The organism is Vibrio wakamikoensis (assembly GCF_050337275.1).
Taxonomy (GTDB): Bacteria; Pseudomonadota; Gammaproteobacteria; order Enterobacterales; family Vibrionaceae; genus Vibrio; species Vibrio chaetopteri.
This window is the reverse complement of record NZ_JAKJST010000017.1, coordinates 173,705-188,666: the sequence shown is the minus strand read 5'-3', so window position 1 is coordinate 188,666 and position 14,962 is coordinate 173,705. Positions and strand designations below refer to the sequence as shown.

Annotated in this window: 15 protein-coding genes; 9 read left to right on the top strand and 6 right to left on the bottom strand. The window is 46.6% G+C overall.

All coding sequences use genetic code 11. From position 1 onward, the window contains the following. Nucleotides 1-23: 23 nt before the first annotated feature. Genes L4C42_RS09250 through L4C42_RS09235 form a run of 4 tightly spaced genes read left to right on the top strand, consistent with a single transcriptional unit; the run spans nt 24 to nt 3,652 of the window. A complete protein-coding gene (locus L4C42_RS09250) occupies nt 24-404 on the top strand; it encodes an HAD-IIIC family phosphatase (protein WP_353497617.1) in 381 nt (126 codons plus the stop codon). Then, nucleotides 395-1,984: a capsular biosynthesis protein gene (locus tag L4C42_RS09245; protein ID WP_429760187.1), complete on the top strand. Its 1,590-nt coding sequence runs from the start codon at nt 395-397 to the stop codon at nt 1,982-1,984. Before L4C42_RS09250 ends, L4C42_RS09245 begins: the two co-directional genes overlap by 10 nt. Further along, on the top strand, nt 1,981-2,724 hold the full coding sequence (locus tag L4C42_RS09240; RefSeq protein ID WP_353497615.1) for a glycosyltransferase family 2 protein: 744 nt from the start codon (nt 1,981-1,983) through the stop codon (nt 2,722-2,724). Before L4C42_RS09245 ends, L4C42_RS09240 begins: the two co-directional genes overlap by 4 nt. Nucleotides 2,725-2,731: 7 nt before the next feature. Further along, the gene (locus L4C42_RS09235) at nt 2,732-3,652 is read left to right on the top strand and encodes a WavE lipopolysaccharide synthesis family protein (RefSeq protein ID WP_353498644.1); all 921 of its coding nucleotides are present in this window, start codon (nt 2,732-2,734) and stop codon (nt 3,650-3,652) included. 102 nt (nt 3,653-3,754) lie between these two features. On the opposite strand, the gene L4C42_RS09230 is transcribed toward L4C42_RS09235, so the two are convergent. Both L4C42_RS09230 and L4C42_RS09225 read right to left on the bottom strand, forming a co-directional pair. Next, entirely contained in the window at nt 3,755-4,435 is a 681-nt protein-coding gene (locus tag L4C42_RS09230) for a 3-deoxy-D-manno-octulosonic acid kinase (RefSeq protein WP_353498643.1), read from the bottom strand. 70 nt (nt 4,436-4,505) lie between these two features. After that, a complete protein-coding gene (locus tag L4C42_RS09225) occupies nt 4,506-5,303 on the bottom strand; it encodes a glycosyltransferase (protein WP_429760185.1) in 798 nt (265 codons plus the stop codon). Between the two features lie 186 nt (nt 5,304-5,489). Here L4C42_RS09225 and L4C42_RS09220 point away from each other — a divergent pair, with 186 nt between their 5' ends. Next, nucleotides 5,490-6,542 carry a glycosyltransferase family 9 protein gene (locus L4C42_RS09220; protein WP_429760259.1) on the top strand — a complete coding sequence of 351 codons (1,053 nt, stop codon included), beginning with the start codon at nt 5,490-5,492 and terminating at the stop codon, nt 6,540-6,542. A gap of 30 nt (nt 6,543-6,572) precedes the next feature. Beyond that, nucleotides 6,573-7,358: a glycosyltransferase family 2 protein gene (locus L4C42_RS09215; protein WP_429760257.1), complete on the top strand. Its 786-nt coding sequence runs from the start codon at nt 6,573-6,575 to the stop codon at nt 7,356-7,358. Here L4C42_RS09215 and L4C42_RS09210 read toward each other — a convergent pair. After that, the gene (locus tag L4C42_RS09210; RefSeq protein WP_429760180.1) at nt 7,327-8,361 is read right to left on the bottom strand and encodes a glycosyltransferase family 9 protein; all 1,035 of its coding nucleotides are present in this window, start codon (nt 8,359-8,361) and stop codon (nt 7,327-7,329) included. The genes L4C42_RS09215 and L4C42_RS09210 overlap by 32 nt on opposite strands. Nucleotides 8,362-8,484: 123 nt before the next feature. On the opposite strand from L4C42_RS09210, the gene coaD reads away from it, so the two are divergent. Together coaD and L4C42_RS09200 are read left to right on the top strand one after the other, a co-directional pair. Beyond that, on the top strand, nt 8,485-8,979 hold the full coding sequence (gene coaD, locus L4C42_RS09205) for a pantetheine-phosphate adenylyltransferase (protein WP_112478478.1): 495 nt from the start codon (nt 8,485-8,487) through the stop codon (nt 8,977-8,979). Nucleotides 8,980-9,159: 180 nt separating this feature from the next. Next, nucleotides 9,160-10,566, top strand: coding sequence for an ArnT family glycosyltransferase (locus L4C42_RS09200; RefSeq protein WP_429760255.1), 1,407 nt, complete (start codon nt 9,160-9,162; stop codon nt 10,564-10,566). A gap of 89 nt (nt 10,567-10,655) precedes the next feature. Here L4C42_RS09200 and pyrE read toward each other — a convergent pair whose 3' ends face one another. After that, nucleotides 10,656-11,297: an orotate phosphoribosyltransferase gene (gene pyrE / locus L4C42_RS09195; protein ID WP_353497612.1), complete on the bottom strand. Its 642-nt coding sequence runs from the start codon at nt 11,295-11,297 to the stop codon at nt 10,656-10,658. A 237-nt stretch (nt 11,298-11,534) separates the two neighbouring features. Beyond that, nucleotides 11,535-12,251, bottom strand: a complete 717-nt coding sequence (gene rph, locus L4C42_RS09190; protein ID WP_353497611.1) for a ribonuclease PH — start codon at nt 12,249-12,251, stop codon at nt 11,535-11,537. A 172-nt stretch (nt 12,252-12,423) separates the two neighbouring features. Here rph and L4C42_RS09185 point away from each other — a divergent pair, with 172 nt between their 5' ends. After that, a complete protein-coding gene (locus tag L4C42_RS09185) occupies nt 12,424-13,290 on the top strand; it encodes a YicC/YloC family endoribonuclease (RefSeq protein ID WP_353497610.1) in 867 nt (288 codons plus the stop codon). A gap of 186 nt (nt 13,291-13,476) precedes the next feature. Here L4C42_RS09185 and L4C42_RS09180 read toward each other — a convergent pair whose 3' ends face one another. Continuing rightward, entirely contained in the window at nt 13,477-14,847 is a 1,371-nt protein-coding gene (locus tag L4C42_RS09180; protein WP_418641867.1) for an NCS2 family permease, read from the bottom strand. Nucleotides 14,848-14,962 lie beyond the last annotated feature (115 nt).

Sequence of the window (14,962 nt, the reverse complement as noted above, 5' to 3'; positions counted from 1 at the left end):
TTGTTGATAAAAAGGAGTCTAAATTGAAGAGACTGGTTGTAGACTTAGATGGAACACTGACTCAGGCAAATACATCAGACTACCGCAATGTACTTCCCCGCGAAGATGTCATCCAAAAACTTCGCGAGTATAAGAGCCAAGGCTTTGATATTACCATCTCAACGGCTCGAAATATGAGAACCTATGAAGGCAACGTGGGCAAAATCAACATTCACACTTTACCGATAATTACCGAATGGTTAGATAAACACAACGTTCCGTACGATGAGATCCTCGTTGGCAAGCCATGGTGCGGACACGATGGCTTTTATATTGATGATCGCGCGGTAAGGCCTTCTGAATTTGCGGATTTATCACGCGAACAAATCAATGAACTGCTCGAAAAGGAAAAAGCATGTTCCTGATTATGTCTGCGGCATACGTTGGCCAAGAACTCCAATCCGAGTTTGGAATGATTCCGCCAAGCTTTTTGCCTTTAGGAAATCGTAGACTGTTTCAGCATCAAGTTAAACTGGCACCGAAAGGGGTGAAAGTCTATCTTTCAATACCCGAGTCTTACCAAGTATCCAGTACAGACAAGAGATGGCTGGAAAGTGAAAATGTTGACGTGCTCGAGACTCCTGATGGCCTGTCTCTTGGTGCATCTTTGGTCGCAGCATTAAATCTTAGTGAGCATTCGCTAGATACACCGCTGCACGTATTGTTCGGTGATACACTTTTTACTGAACTACCTCGAGGCGATGACATAGTCGGCGTGTCCGATGTAACTGACAGCTACAATTGGGCGGTCGTCACCAATGATGACATGCAGTGGCTAAAGGATAGTCATAACCAAATTGAAAGCAACTCGCATAACGTCGTCAATGGCTACTTTAAGTTCAGCTCGCCAAGGCAGTTAATAAAATCGGTCACTCAGAGCAATTGGAATTTCCTCAACGGTCTAAATCGCTACCATAAGCAGGTAGGGCTTACGCCTGCATTCTCAAACCATTGGCTCGATTTTGGGCATGTGAACACCTATTATCGTTCCAAAGCCTCGTTTACCACTCAGAGAGCCTTCAATGAGCTAAAAATAAACTCGAGCTGGGTGGAGAAATCTTCTGTAAAAAGTCATAAGATTGCAGCAGAAGCGAACTGGTTTGCTAAGCTTCCCTTTTCTTTAAGAGGGTTCATACCCCAGTTTTTAGGAAGTACAGTAGAAAGCAACCAAGTATCTTATCGCTTAGAGTACCTCCATCAAACCGCGCTGAACGAACTTTATGTATTTAGTGATTTACCTCCTGCAATTTGGGAGAAGATCCTTTTGGGCTCGATTGAGTTCTTAAAGAGCTGTTTAAAAGAGCACGCTCCAGCCGATACCTCCGCCAATCACTTAAATGAGCTTTTCGGGAACAAAACCGCCGTAAGACTAAATGAATATTGCGCGGATAATGGCATAAAACTAACAGATAAGTGGCAATTTAATAACGAACCTCCCGTTTCGTTAACCGAAGTATTGAGCCACAGTAGTCAACACCTTCCTTGTAATAAAGGTTGGCCAAGTTCGGTTCTACACGGGGATTTCTGCTTTAGTAATATTCTATATGATTTCCGCGCAGCTCGAATCAAAACCATAGATCCGAGAGGGATGACACCTGATGGTACCTTGACCATTTACGGAGACATCCGCTACGACATTGCTAAGCTTAGCCACTCGATATTGGGGATGTATGACTGGATTATTGCTGGATATTACGATGTTGAAATAGAACAAAACCAGATCCATTTTCACATTGATGAGCCCGCCAGACACAAAACCATTCAACAACGCTTTATCGAGCTAATTGCTGATGAGTTCGATATCTCTGCCGTTTCCTTGATGGCAATGCAAATCCAACTGTTTCTGTCGATGCTTCCTCTGCATAACGATGACAAAAAACGCCAGCAAGCATTGTTTTCCAATGCCTTTAGGCTGTTTTTCCTAATGAAAAGGCTAGAAAAATGATAGTAATTCCCATGGCTGGTATGAGTTCGCGCTTTTTTAAAGCCGGTTATGACAAGCCAAAATATATGTTAATGGCACATGGAAAAACCTTGTTTGATCATGCTGTCGAAAGCTTCTCTCTCTACTTTAAAAGCGAACACTTTCTATTTATTGTTCGTAATGTTTACGACACTCCAGCATTTGTTGAACAACAAGCGAATACTCTCGGCATCTCTAACTTCGATATCGTCATTTTAAATGATGAAACGCGCGGGCAAGCTGAAACGGTAACCTTGGGGCTTGAAAAATGGAAAGCGTCTCAGCAGAGCTCAAAAGATCAGACGCTCACCATTTTTAATATTGATACCTTTAGACCAAACTTCGAATTTCCTGATCTCAACACGCTAGGGGATGGGTACCTTGAGGTATTTAGAGGCAAGGGAGACAACTGGTCATTTGCCAAGCCTATCTCCGATGACAGTACAGAGGTCGTTCAAACGGCAGAAAAAAATCCAATCTCAGATCTTTGTTGTACTGGCCTCTACCACTTCCATTCCTTAGAACAGTATCTTGAGGCTTACTATCACTACTTGACCAAGCCTCAAGAGCAATGGGAAAAAGGTGAGCTCTATGTCGCGCCTTTGTATAACGAACTCATTCAAGCATCGCGAAAGATTCACTATCACTTGATTCCTAGAGAAGAGGTGATTTTTTGCGGAGTACCTTCAGAATATAGTGATTTTCTAAAGCATGACGCTTAGTGGGGGTATTATCGTGATTGATGATTCTGACATTACATTCGTTGTCCAGGGACCAGTGCAACAAACTCCAGGCAGAGAACAAATCGAAGGCATCACCCAGCGCTGCTTAGCATCGATTCGTCAGTTCTTTCCCAGTTCGACGATCATTTTGTCTACTTGGGAAAATCAGCCTATTGAAGGTCTGGATTATGATGTTCTGGTCGAGTCCGTCGACCCTGGCTCGAATAAGGTGTTTAATGATGGCACCCCGTTAGTTCTGAACAACAACCGTCAACTCAAGAGCTCGAACGCCGGATTGGCAGCGGTTTCCTCACGATATGCCGTTAAGCTTCGTAGCGACAATTTGCTCTCAGGCCGAGCGTTTGTTGACACTTACTGTAAGTACTACGATCTGCCTCGTGCAGCAAAGTTTCAATACTTTAAGCAAAGAATAATCACCTCAAGTGCGTTCTTTATTGGCTCTCACTATGGAAAAACTGTGCATTTCCATAAAAGTGATTTGTTTGACTTTGGACTGACGGAAGACCTACTCAAAGTATGGCCTAATAAACCAATACCGGAGATTCACTTCGAACTTAACTCAGGTAAAAAGCAACGCTACCCTGCAACTGAGCAATTTCTTACCCTATCATGGTTAAGTGACTTGCTTGGGGAACCACTGCATATCAACAGCAAGGCCGATGATAGTGCTAATCTACCGTCAACATTTTGGGGAGACTTTATTGCCAACAATATTATTGTGGACACCCCGGAAGCATTGCAATTGGATGTCACGGAGAGATTTTACCAACGGGGTAACCTCTCACTAGAATACGATCTAGAAGATTGGCTGGCACTAAACCATGGTTCAAAACCAAAGCTCGATAAAAAAAGGGCTGAGCGTGCATTCAAGCAATTTTGCGGACGTATTGCTCGCCGCCTTCCTTAAGCTGCCATTCAATGTGTTTGGCTCATACGTGAGTTGATACAGGCATGATAAAGACTTCATGAGTAATAATAATCCTATTACTCATGAAGTCTGAACAGTCAATTACTTTCCTAGCTCATATCCTTTCAATAATTCATCAAAATCCTCTAACTGCCAGTGGATTTGGTAACGCCCTAACTCTTTTTCAAAAGAACGTTTTAGACGGCTGAGGTTATCTTGCTTCCAGCTCTCACCGGGCTGCTCAGCGCATTTATCAAAATCGATAATCCAAACTTTGTTTTGATCATCAATGAGTAGGTTATGAATATTGAGATCGGTATGGTTGACCCCCACATCATGCATTGCTCGTATTTCTGCACCGATTCGATGATACGCCAGTTTCTCTAGCGCACCTGATTGCAAAATAGCGACAAGATCTTGTGCATTCGCAATCTTTTCACTCAAAAGATCAGCGCGATAGTACAGTCCACTGCGCACAGCCATTGCCGCGAGCGGGCGTGGGACATTGACGTCTGCCTCAATCAGCTTGCTTAGCAATGAGAACTCCCGAAAACTACGCGTATTGTGCCAACCATTAAACCAATATTGGTCACGCACTAGCTTGCCAAATAGTCCACCGCGACGATAGTGCCGTAACGCCGCCGGTAAATGTTCGGTCTCCACAAACCAAGTGGTACCACGACCTTGAGCACTGCCGAGTACCTTGTCTTGTTTCTGCCAGTAATCCGAGCAAAAAAGCTGCTCATCTGGCGCAGAGATAAAGGTGCTGTCATACCAGATCATGGTATTGGGATTGGGGGATACTTGTTGCACTGGGTCTCCGAAGCCGAGTAGATAATAGGTGGTTAGATACCTAATCTAACCATTTATTCATGCCATTGCGACAATAAGCAGCGGTGGTATTCAGTTTTTGCTGTTTAAGTTGGGTCAGCGTTTCATCACCATCGTCTGCCTCTCGGATCGGATGTTCAAGATGGTAAACCACGGCTCGTCCTAGAGAGCTATGCGCCGTCACACCAACCAAGGATAAACGATGACTGAGATCAACGTCCTCCCCACCCCAGCCTAAGAAGTCCTCATCAAAACCATTGACCAACAGAAGGTCTTGGCGATCGACAGCAAAATTGGCGCCATAAGGCCATACTGTTTTCATTCGATTGAAGAAAGGCAGTAACCATGCAGGATAGCGGATTGCTTGCTCGATTTTCGACAGTTGCTTACGTATGGAGAGCCAAATCAACAACGAGGTTCTGTTTAACTCGATAATCGACGAGTCTCCATTTTTTAACCACTGGGTGATATCGGGGCCTAAATACACTCTTGGGCCTGTTACCAGTCTTTTGGGACGACTAGCGGCCTTATGATCGGCAACAAAACAGGGGTGTGGTATGCAATCACTGTCGGTGAAAATAATTCTCTCCGCTTGTGAGCTCGCCACAGCTTTATTGAGAATAACCGTTCGCCGAAAACCTTTATCTTCATGCCAGATATGACGAACTCTCAACCCCTTCCGCTGAAACTCCTCAACAAGCTGCTTGATATCAGGCCCAGAACCGTCGTCCGCCACACAAATACCAAAGTCCTTATCCACCTGATTGAGATAACCAGATAAAGTTAGCTGTAGGACGTCGGCGTCGTTATAGGCCGACATAATCACTTCATACCGCATGGTAATAGAACATCATCCTTTAGAATCACTATTCAAAGAGTGACAGAGTTTAACAATTTGTAAAGTCTATCGTTTTAGGGCGGCGATTCTAGCACTGTGGCGAAATTTTACATTCTATTTTCTTCGCTGCATAATCGTTGCCAATCTATGACTGAATGCGCTGGCACTATGGCACTGTTTACCTCTCCACCACAATCGATTTGCATTCTTCGCCTCTCTGCTATTGGCGACGTGTGCAACACCATCGCTGCGGTACAAGCGATCCAAGCTCACTGGCCTAAGACTCAAATCACCTGGGTAACTGGCTCATTAGAAGCCAAGCTACTGGAAAGTATTCAAGGCGTCAATATCGTCGTATTTGACAAAAAAGCAGGCTGGCGTGGCTATCGCGATTTGTGGCGCCAGCTCCATGGTCAACAATTTGATGCTCTACTTCACATGCAATACGCACTGCGCGCGAGCATCGCGACTTTGGGTATTAAAGCCAAATACAAATTAGGTTTTGATGCAGATCGAGCGCAAGATTTTCAGCAGTTATTCACCAACGTTAAAGTGCCTTCTCCGCAAAAAATGCATGTATTGGATGGCTTACTCGCTTTCAATGATACCCTCGGCATTCCTGCTGAATTTCCCAGTTGGGAGCTAAACTATAGTCAGCAGCACGCTGATTGGGTAGAGCCGCTTTTAGTGGGACAGCGAAATCTCATCATTGTTCCTGCCGCCAGCAAAGGCTATAAAAACTGGACGGCGGAAGGTTATGTTGCTGTGATTAATCATGCCGTTGAGAAAGGATGGGAGGTCATCTTGGCAGGTAGCCCTGCCGCGATTGAAGTGGAGCTTGGCGCGAAAATCGAAGCTTTGTGCTCTCACACAATCACCAACGTCATTGGTCAAAGTAGCCTGATGCAGATGCTGGCTCTGCTTGATATGGGTGATTTGGTGATTGCACCAGATACGGGACCAACCCACATGGCTAATGCAATGCAGACACCGGTGATCGGTTTGTATGCTCACCATAATCCACAGCGCACTGGCCCGTATCGTTATTTGGATTATGTGGTGTCGGCTTATGAAGAAGCGATTGTCGCTGAAACGGGGAAAGCCAGCCGTGAGCTTGAATGGCGTGCACGGGTTAAAGACAAGCATGCTATGCAGCGCATTAAAGCTGAAAGCGTGGTTGCGATGTTTGACCATGTGGTGAAATCAGAAGCGCTTCAATAGAGTAACAAGAAAAACAATCAACCAAGGATCATAACAGTGACCAAACCAACACTTGCTGTCGCGCTGATAGTAAAAAATGAATCAAAGCATCTACGCGCTTGCCTAGAGACAGTGCAAGGCTGGGTGGATGAAATTGTTATCTTAGACTCCGGCAGCAGCGATGATACAAAGGCTATTGCTGAAGAGATGGGTGCTAAGTTCTATACCAACAGTGATTGGCCTGGATTTGGCCGTCAGAGACAGATCGCACAAAGCTACGTTCAATCGGACTTCGTATTTTGGCTTGATGCCGACGAGCGCGTCACACCAGAGCTCAAAGCCAGCATATTAGATGCGGTCAGTAAGAATGCCCCAACCACTATTTATCAGTTTGCCCGACTAAGCTGGGTGTTCGGCCGCTTCATCAAGCACTGTGGTTGGTACCCAGACAAAGTTCTGCGCCTCTACCCGACCAAGCTTACGCAATACAATGACTCCCTAGTGCACGAAAAAGTCGAGACCGACAAGTCAATGACGGTTGAAACCCTACAGGGCGACCTTATCCATTACACCTATGATGACATTCACCACTACTTAGTGAAGTCTGCAGGTTACGCTAAGGCATGGGCTGAGCAAAGAGAGAAGCGTGGCAAGAAATCGAGCATTTCACAGGGTATTTTGCATGCCGTGGCGTGCTTTGTGAAGATGTACGTCGTCAAAGCCGGATTCTTGGATGGCAAACAAGGTTTGCTACTGTGCCTGCTATCGGCGCACTCTACTTTCGTGAAATACGCCGACCTTTGGGTTAGGACAAGTACTGAGCCGCCCAAGGATTAAGCTCTTGCGTTACTTTTGCAATATCGATGCGAGTCATGTTCTCTTGGCTCGCTTTGTCCTCGGCTTGAGGCGGTGCAAACGCCAAGTGACGTCCATCTGAATTAAGTGGTTTCCAGCGCAGCGGTGTCGCAGAGCGTTTAGCTGGAAAAAAACCTACGGTTGGCACATCAAGCGCAGCGGCGATATGCAAAGGCCCAGTTGAACCTGCGATAAACAGACTGGCGCAGGCAAGCGAACAGGAAAAATCCACCAACCCATCATTTTTGTCATACACCACACTGTTTATCTGCTTCTCTGCCAACAGAACCTGCAGCTCCCTCGCCTTGTCTTCTTCGCCAGGGCCGGCGGTTAATACCACATTGAAACTGCCATCGATTCCAGCAACCAGATCAGAATACTGCTCAAGGGTGAGGTTATTGGCTGAACCGCCGCTTCCGGCATGCACAAAAATCCAAGGCAGCGCTTTATTTAGACCAAGCTCAACTGCTAATTTCTCTTTTTGCTTCGCTAGCGCATCAAGAGAGAAAGAGAAATACGGTGCGCGCGGCTCCACAATATCTATTGACTGGTCGGTGAGAAATGCACGAACAAGATCGAGGTTATACTCGTATTCTGGCTTGGCGCTTTGTGAGCGTTTTTGCTTGATGCGTCGATTATAGAAAAGCTGAGCAAACTTGGTCGCAGGCGCCAAACGGTACGGGATCTTCGCCTTCCACACTAACAGAGCGTTGTAAGTGGTTGAGAACAGGTTGATGGATGCATCAAACTTCGCGCCCTTTAGTGTTTGAACCAGATACTTTTGCGTGTGCTTGTCGGCGTTTTTACCGCAATCTACAATCACCTCATCAATCCACGGACAGGCTTTTGCCAGCGCCACGGTATAGCTAGGAACCAAGGCAGTGACTCGACAATCCGGCATCGATGCTTTAAGCATCGCGAAGCTTGGCCATGCCAACATAAAATCGCCTATCTTGTCGTTGCGAACCACCAGTATGTTTTTCATCTTTGCTCTCTTATCACCTAGCTGTTTGAGGATAATAGCAATTCATTGTGTTCTGGCAACCTCATTCCTAATAAACGCTGGAAAGTGCTACACTGACGCAAACTTTTAACAAGAGCCAATACCGTGACGAAAAAACGCCTATCTCGTGTGATTTATCCTGGTACCTTTGATCCCATAACCAATGGTCATTTAGATCTGATTGAACGTGCCTCAACCATGTTTGATGAAGTCATCATCGCCATTGCTGCCAGTCCAAGTAAAAACACCATGTTTACGCTCGATGAGCGCGTGCAATTCACCCGCGAAGTCACCAAGCACTTAGATAACGTTACGGCAAAAGGTTTTTCTGGTCTATTGGTTAACTTTGCCGAAGATGAAAAGGCCAATGTGCTGATCCGCGGCCTGCGCACGACGGTTGACTTCGAATACGAATTTGGTCTAACGAACATGTACCGCAGACTGCTACCAGGATTGGAAAGTGTGTTCCTTACACCAGCAGAAGAACATGCATTTATCTCTTCCACTTTAGTCCGCGAAGTCGCTATTCACGGAGGAGATGTTAGCCAATTTGTACCACCACTTATTGAGCAAGCACTACAAACGAAGAAGGTGGTGTAAGGTCATCCGGTATACACAAATTAACAATAGTTTGATTGCTATTTTATTGACCTACACTTGAAGAATGTGTGAGACTTCGAACGTTTTTTTGTTCGGCAAGATGATATAGCGTCGTCTTGCTCAGCATCGGCCTTACTATTTATCTCGGCCGCAGTCCCGCTTTTGGAGCATATGAAAATGATAAATAAACAGCGAACGCTGTGGTTCCTACTCATTGCCGCGTTGTTAATCCGTCTACTCTCGCTTGGATTCTATCCATTAATGGACACAACTGAATCACGCTATGGTGAGATGGCGCGAATGATGGTGGAAACTGGTAACTGGCTAACACCATTGTTTGACTATGGCGTTCCGTTTTGGGGTAAACCACCACTGTTCACGTGGATGAGCGCGGCTAGTGTTGAGCTCTTTGGGTTGTCAGAATTTACCTTGCGCTTACCGCACTGGCTTGCTGGCGTCATTGTGGTGGCTGGTGCTGCATGGTTTGCGAAGAAGAATGGCTACAACCCACTGGTTGCGGCTGTCGTTCTATCGACCACGCTGGTATTCTCAATCTCAGCGGGCGCTGTGATGACCGATATGGCGCTTACCTTAGGGCTTGCACTTGCCATGATTGGTTTCTACCAATGCTGGCGCGGTGAGACGCTTTGGGGCTATGTGGGCTTTATTGGTCTTGCTATTGGCCTGCTCGCAAAAGGACCGGTGGCGATTGTGCTATTTGGTTTGGCGGTATTCCCATGGATGGTCATTCAACATGGGCTGATTGGCGCGTTTGTGGAGCTATGGCGTCGATTCCCGCTTATCAAGGGAACCTTGCTCATGCTAGCCATTGCGCTGCCTTGGTACATCATGGCAGAGCGCGCCACACCTGGATTTATCGATTACTTCATTGTGGGCGAGCACTACAAGCGCTTTGTCGAGCCAGGCTGGACGGGTGATCTTTATGGCTCGGGTCACGAGGAGCCGAAAGGTAAAATCTGGCTCTTCTGGTTACTGGCGGTATTACCGTGGTCACTCATTCTACCGGTACTCATGTTGGTACGCGCTAAGTTTGGCCTTGAGCAAGCAAAACAAAACCACGGTTTCACGAGCTTTGCGATCTGGTGGGCATTGTCACCGCTTATCTTGTTCACGGTTTCAAGCAATATTCTACCGACCTACGTACTACCAGGTACACCAGCGATTGGTCTATTGATTGCGATTTTCTGGAAGAATAAAGATACCATTTGGTTGACGATTGCTGCGCTTATCGTGCCCGTTGCGCTGATTGCGGCTACCTATATGCTATCTACGGGAAAAATTGCCGACAGTAGTGATAAGCACCTCATTCTCAGCTTGGATCCTGAAGTTAAAATCTTCTACGTATATCCACGCTCATACTCTGGTCAGTACTACAGTAATGGTCAGGCAAAGGTTCTGCGTACAGAAGAGCAACTTGAAGGGCTAGACCAATTCTATCTGATCACCTTCAAAGACAGAATGACCCATGACTTCCCACGTTACCAAGAGCAATTTGATTGCAGTGATGTGATAGCTGAAAGCCACAACCGCGGCGCTATTCTGTGTAAAGTCAAACCGCAGCAATAAACCTCAATGACAAAAGTAAAAAAGGCCTGAATATTCAGGCCTTTTTTTGTATTCAAACACAGTTTGTTTTAATCAACTGTTACGAGTTATTAAATACCAAACTCCGCACGGTACGCTTTTACCGCTTCTAGATGCTCAGCGTTGCCGCCTTGCTCTTCTAGATAAGTAATTAGGTCTGTCAGACTTACGATTGAAATCACCGCACAGCCAAAGTCACGCTCAACTTCTTGAATCGCGGATAGCTCACCCTTGCCTTTTTCTTGGCGGTCAATCGCGACCAATACGCCCGCTAGGTCAGCGCCGTTGGCTTTGATGATTTCCATCGACTCACGAATCGCAGTGCCTGCGGTGATCACGTCGTCCACCAGCATAATACGGCCTTCGAGTGCACTACCTACGAGGTTGCCGCCTTCACCGTGATTTTTCGCTTCCTTACGGTTAAAACAGTATGGCGTGTCGATATCGTGGTGATCAGCAAGTGCTACCGCTGTTGTTGTTGCGATTGGGATGCCTTTGTAAGCTGGGCCAAATAGCACGTCAAACTCAATACCTGAGTCAGCCAGTGCTGCTGCGTAGAAGCGACCTAGACGAGCAAGGTCACGACCAGTATTGAAAAGCCCAGCGTTGAAGAAGTAAGGGCTTTTACGACCAGATTTAAGGGTAAACTCGCCAAATTTTAGGACTTCTTTCTCTAATGCAAATTCAATAAATTCACGCTGGTATGCTTTCATTTTATCTCTCTCGGTTGTTGTGTTTAGGTATGTTTGTTGCCATACCCCGGTAGACATGGTTCCATTCAAGGTTAGCGATCGCTTTAAGTAGATTCCTGCCTGCGCAGGAATGACGCGCCACTACTCTCAAAACTCGAGGTTTTCGTCACCCCTGCGCAGGCAGGGGTCTACTCAACGCGCTCACCAAGCCATATTTTGTCTTACTCAAAAAAATAGCCCCCTTACGGGAGCTATCAATCAATCTTCTAAAGCCAGCTTCTGAGCTGCTACGATCTCGGCAATGCCTTTGTTTGCTGACGCCAGTAGCGCCATCAACTCATCATGGCTGAACGGTTCGCCTTCTGCGGTGCCTTGGATTTCGATCATGCGACCATCTTCCGTCATGACCACATTCATATCCGTATCGGCTGCAGAATCTTCTGTGTACTCAAGGTCACACAAAATATCTTCACCAAGAATGCCCACAGAGACAGCGGCAACGTGGCCTTTCATTGGGTTCGCCTTTAGCTTGCCTTTCGCAACAAGGTGAGCAAACGCATCAGCCATTGCCACACTTGCGCCAGAAATAGAGGCAGTACGCGTGCCACCATCTGCTTGGATAACATCACAGTCTACCGTTACCATGACTTCACCCATGGCTTCTAGATCAACTACCGCGCGCAGACTGCGAGCGATTAGACGTTGGATTTCCATCGTACGGCCGCCTTGCTTACCGCTTGCTGCTTCACGACGCATTCTTGAGTGCGTCGAGCGTGGTAGCATGCCGTATTCTGCTGTCACCCAGCCTTTACCTTGGCCTTTTAGCCAACGAGGTACATTCTCTTCCACAGTGGCGTTACACAACACTTTGGTATTGCCGAACTCCACCAATACAGAACCTTCTGCATAAGCGGTGTAGTTGCGAGTAATTTTTATTGGGCGCACTTGGTCTGCTGCGCGATCATTTGGACGCATGGGCATTACCTTAATTAGGGAAGGAGTTAGGTTGGGCGAAGATTATAGCGGAGAACTGAAAAGGGGTCTAGGTTCTCTACCCTACCCCCAATCACCAGATTACTTCTCTTCCCCCGCTGTGCTAACATGAGAACAGTTTGAACACATTTATTGAATCCAAGGGAATCATTTCATGATCTACAGCATGACCGCGTACGCGCGCAAAGAGGTCAAAGGTGACTGGGGTAGCGCAGTATGGGAAATCCGCTCTGTAAACCAACGTTATCTCGAAACATACTTCCGTCTTCCAGAGCAGTTCCGTGGTCTAGAGCCTGTACTTCGTGAGCGTTTTCGTAAGCGCCTGGCGCGCGGTAAGGTTGAATGTCATCTGCGTTTTGAAGCAAACCCAGCTGCGAAAGGTGAACTCAACATCAATGAGACACTGGCTAAGCAAGTGATTGGCGCAGCAAATCAAGTTATGGCGCTGACTGGCGAAGACAGCCGCATCAATCCATTCCAAGTAATGCAGTGGCCAGGTGTGATGGAAACACCAGAGCAAGATATGGACACCATCAACAAAGCGCTATTAGATGGTTTTGAAGGCGCACTAACGGATTTCATTGAAGCGCGTGGTCGTGAAGGCGACAACATGAAAGCGTTGATCGTACAGCGTCTTGATGCAATTACTGAAGAAGTCGTGAGAGTTCGTGCTCGCATGCCAGAAATTATTGAATGGCAACGTGAACGCCTATTGGGCAAATTTGAAGAGGCAAAAATCGAGCTAGATGCCTCTCGTGTTGAGCAAGAGTTGATTCTTCTAGCGCAAAAATCTGATGTAGCAGAAGAGCTAGACCGCCTTGACTCTCACGTTAAAGAAACCAATAGCATTATGAAAAAAGGTGGCGCCGTAGGCCGTCGTCTTGACTTTATGATGCAAGAGTTCAACCGCGAGTCGAACACCCTAGCCTCAAAATCTATCAGCACTGACATCACCGCTTCAGGCGTTGAGCTTAAAGTGTTGATTGAGCAAATGCGTGAGCAAATTCAGAATATTGAATAATTCTGTTGAATGATAAAAAAGCAGGCTGATGCCTGCTTTTTTATTGCTTGAATATTTCCCGCACTAAAATAGCTGTCACTCCTGCGCAGGCTGGAGTCTACTCAACACGCACACCAAGCCTCAATTAGATTTCTGCCTACGCAGGAATGACGGCGCTGTGGGGGGTAGTATTCCGATTATTAGTGACTACAACAACACCAAGTAAGTCATAAACAGCGCCGACAACACATAGATCACCGGGTGAACCTCTTTGCCCTTACCTGCCACAACCATACTAAACGCATAGCTAATAAAGCCCATTGCCATGCCGTTTGCAGGAGAGAAGCTCAGCACGGTAAACATGATGGTAAAGAAGGCAGCAATGCGAGACTCTTTCTTATCCCACTTGATATCCCCTAAGCGGCCAATCATGTAAATGCCTACCACCACCATTGCTGGCGCCACCATGGCCGCTGAGAACAAGGAGAATAGCGGGTAAAGGAACAGTGACACAAAGAACAAGCCTGCTACCACAACCGCCGCAAGACCAGTTCTCGCACCTTGAGAAGAGGCAATGCCCGATTCAGAGAATGCCGTTACCGACGTTGTGCCAAGCAGCGAACCCATCACAGTGCCACCTGCGTCAGCAACGAGTGCTGAACGCGCATTTGGCACCTTGCCATCTTTGTCGATGATGCCTGCATCGCGGCCCACGCCCACTATCGTGCTCAATCCATCAAAGAAGTCGACAATCAAGAAGATAATAACGATAAACAGCAAGTCGAACATCTTCTCTGCCGTTAGGCCAGAAAAATCAAAGATCGCACCAAAGCTACCAGCCATGCTTGGCGGCATTGCCACAAGCTGTTCTGGAAGTGGTGCGTTTGCCGTGCCCATAAAAGTGTCGGCAAGGATAGTCAAAATAATAGCGGAGATGAATGAGATAAATGTCGCCAGCTTGATATCGCGAACCATACAACCAAGCGCAATAAAAATACTGATGTAAGCGATCATGACCTGAGGGTTTAGAATATCGCCCATACTCACCAAAATGATTGGGTTTGAAACGATGATACCTGCGTTCTTAAGACCCAAGAACGCAATAAACAAACCGAGTGAAACCGTAATCGCCAGCTTGAGGTCTTCTGGAATCGACTCAATCATCGCCTTACGGATCTTAGTCATCGATAAAATCAAATAGATGATGCCTGAGAAAAAGATGCCAAGCAGTGCCTCATGCCAAACCAGCGCTACCGAACCACTTAACAGCATGCCTTTGAAAAAGCCGTTCATGCTCATACCAGGAGCAAGCATCACCGGATAGTTGCCAAAAACACCCATAATCAGCGTCGCAAACGCCGCCGCCAGCGCCGTTGCGGTAAATACTGCACCGCGATCCATACCAGGAATATCGCCCAAAATAGCCGGATTGACCGCCAAAATGTAGCTCATCGCTAGAAAGGTAATAAAGCCTGCGTACACCTCAGTGCCAATCGTAGACTTACGCTCACTCACCTTGAAGGTCGCTTCGATAAAGGAAGGGTTGGTCTGTCTCTGACCCGCTAATTCTGCACTCACAGTGGTACCTTTTAAGATAGAAAACACGCCGACGCAAACGTATGCGCAATAAGAATATTGGCGCGAATTCTAATTGCTGACAGGAATAAATCAACACTTTTCGAACTAGCTTCAA

What these genes read in the sequence shown, in the direction of transcription:
- L4C42_RS09185 (WP_353497610.1), top strand. Translation starts at nt 12,424, where the DNA reads ATGATCTACAGCATGACCGCGTACGCGCGCAAAGAGGTCAAAGGTGAC.
- L4C42_RS09230 (WP_353498643.1), bottom strand. Translation starts at nt 4,435, where the DNA reads ATGATCTGGTATGACAGCACCTTTATCTCTGCGCCAGATGAGCAGCTT.
- L4C42_RS09220 (WP_429760259.1), top strand. Translation starts at nt 5,490, where the DNA reads ATGGCACTGTTTACCTCTCCACCACAATCGATTTGCATTCTTCGCCTC.
- pyrE (WP_353497612.1), bottom strand. Translation starts at nt 11,297, where the DNA reads ATGAAAGCATACCAGCGTGAATTTATTGAATTTGCATTAGAGAAAGAA.
- L4C42_RS09245 (WP_429760187.1), top strand. Translation starts at nt 395, where the DNA reads ATGTTCCTGATTATGTCTGCGGCATACGTTGGCCAAGAACTCCAATCC.
- L4C42_RS09240 (WP_353497615.1), top strand. Translation starts at nt 1,981, where the DNA reads ATGATAGTAATTCCCATGGCTGGTATGAGTTCGCGCTTTTTTAAAGCC.
- L4C42_RS09225 (WP_429760185.1), bottom strand. Translation starts at nt 5,303, where the DNA reads ATGTCGGCCTATAACGACGCCGACGTCCTACAGCTAACTTTATCTGGT.
- L4C42_RS09210 (WP_429760180.1), bottom strand. Translation starts at nt 8,361, where the DNA reads ATGAAAAACATACTGGTGGTTCGCAACGACAAGATAGGCGATTTTATG.
- rph (WP_353497611.1), bottom strand. Translation starts at nt 12,251, where the DNA reads ATGCGTCCAAATGATCGCGCAGCAGACCAAGTGCGCCCAATAAAAATT.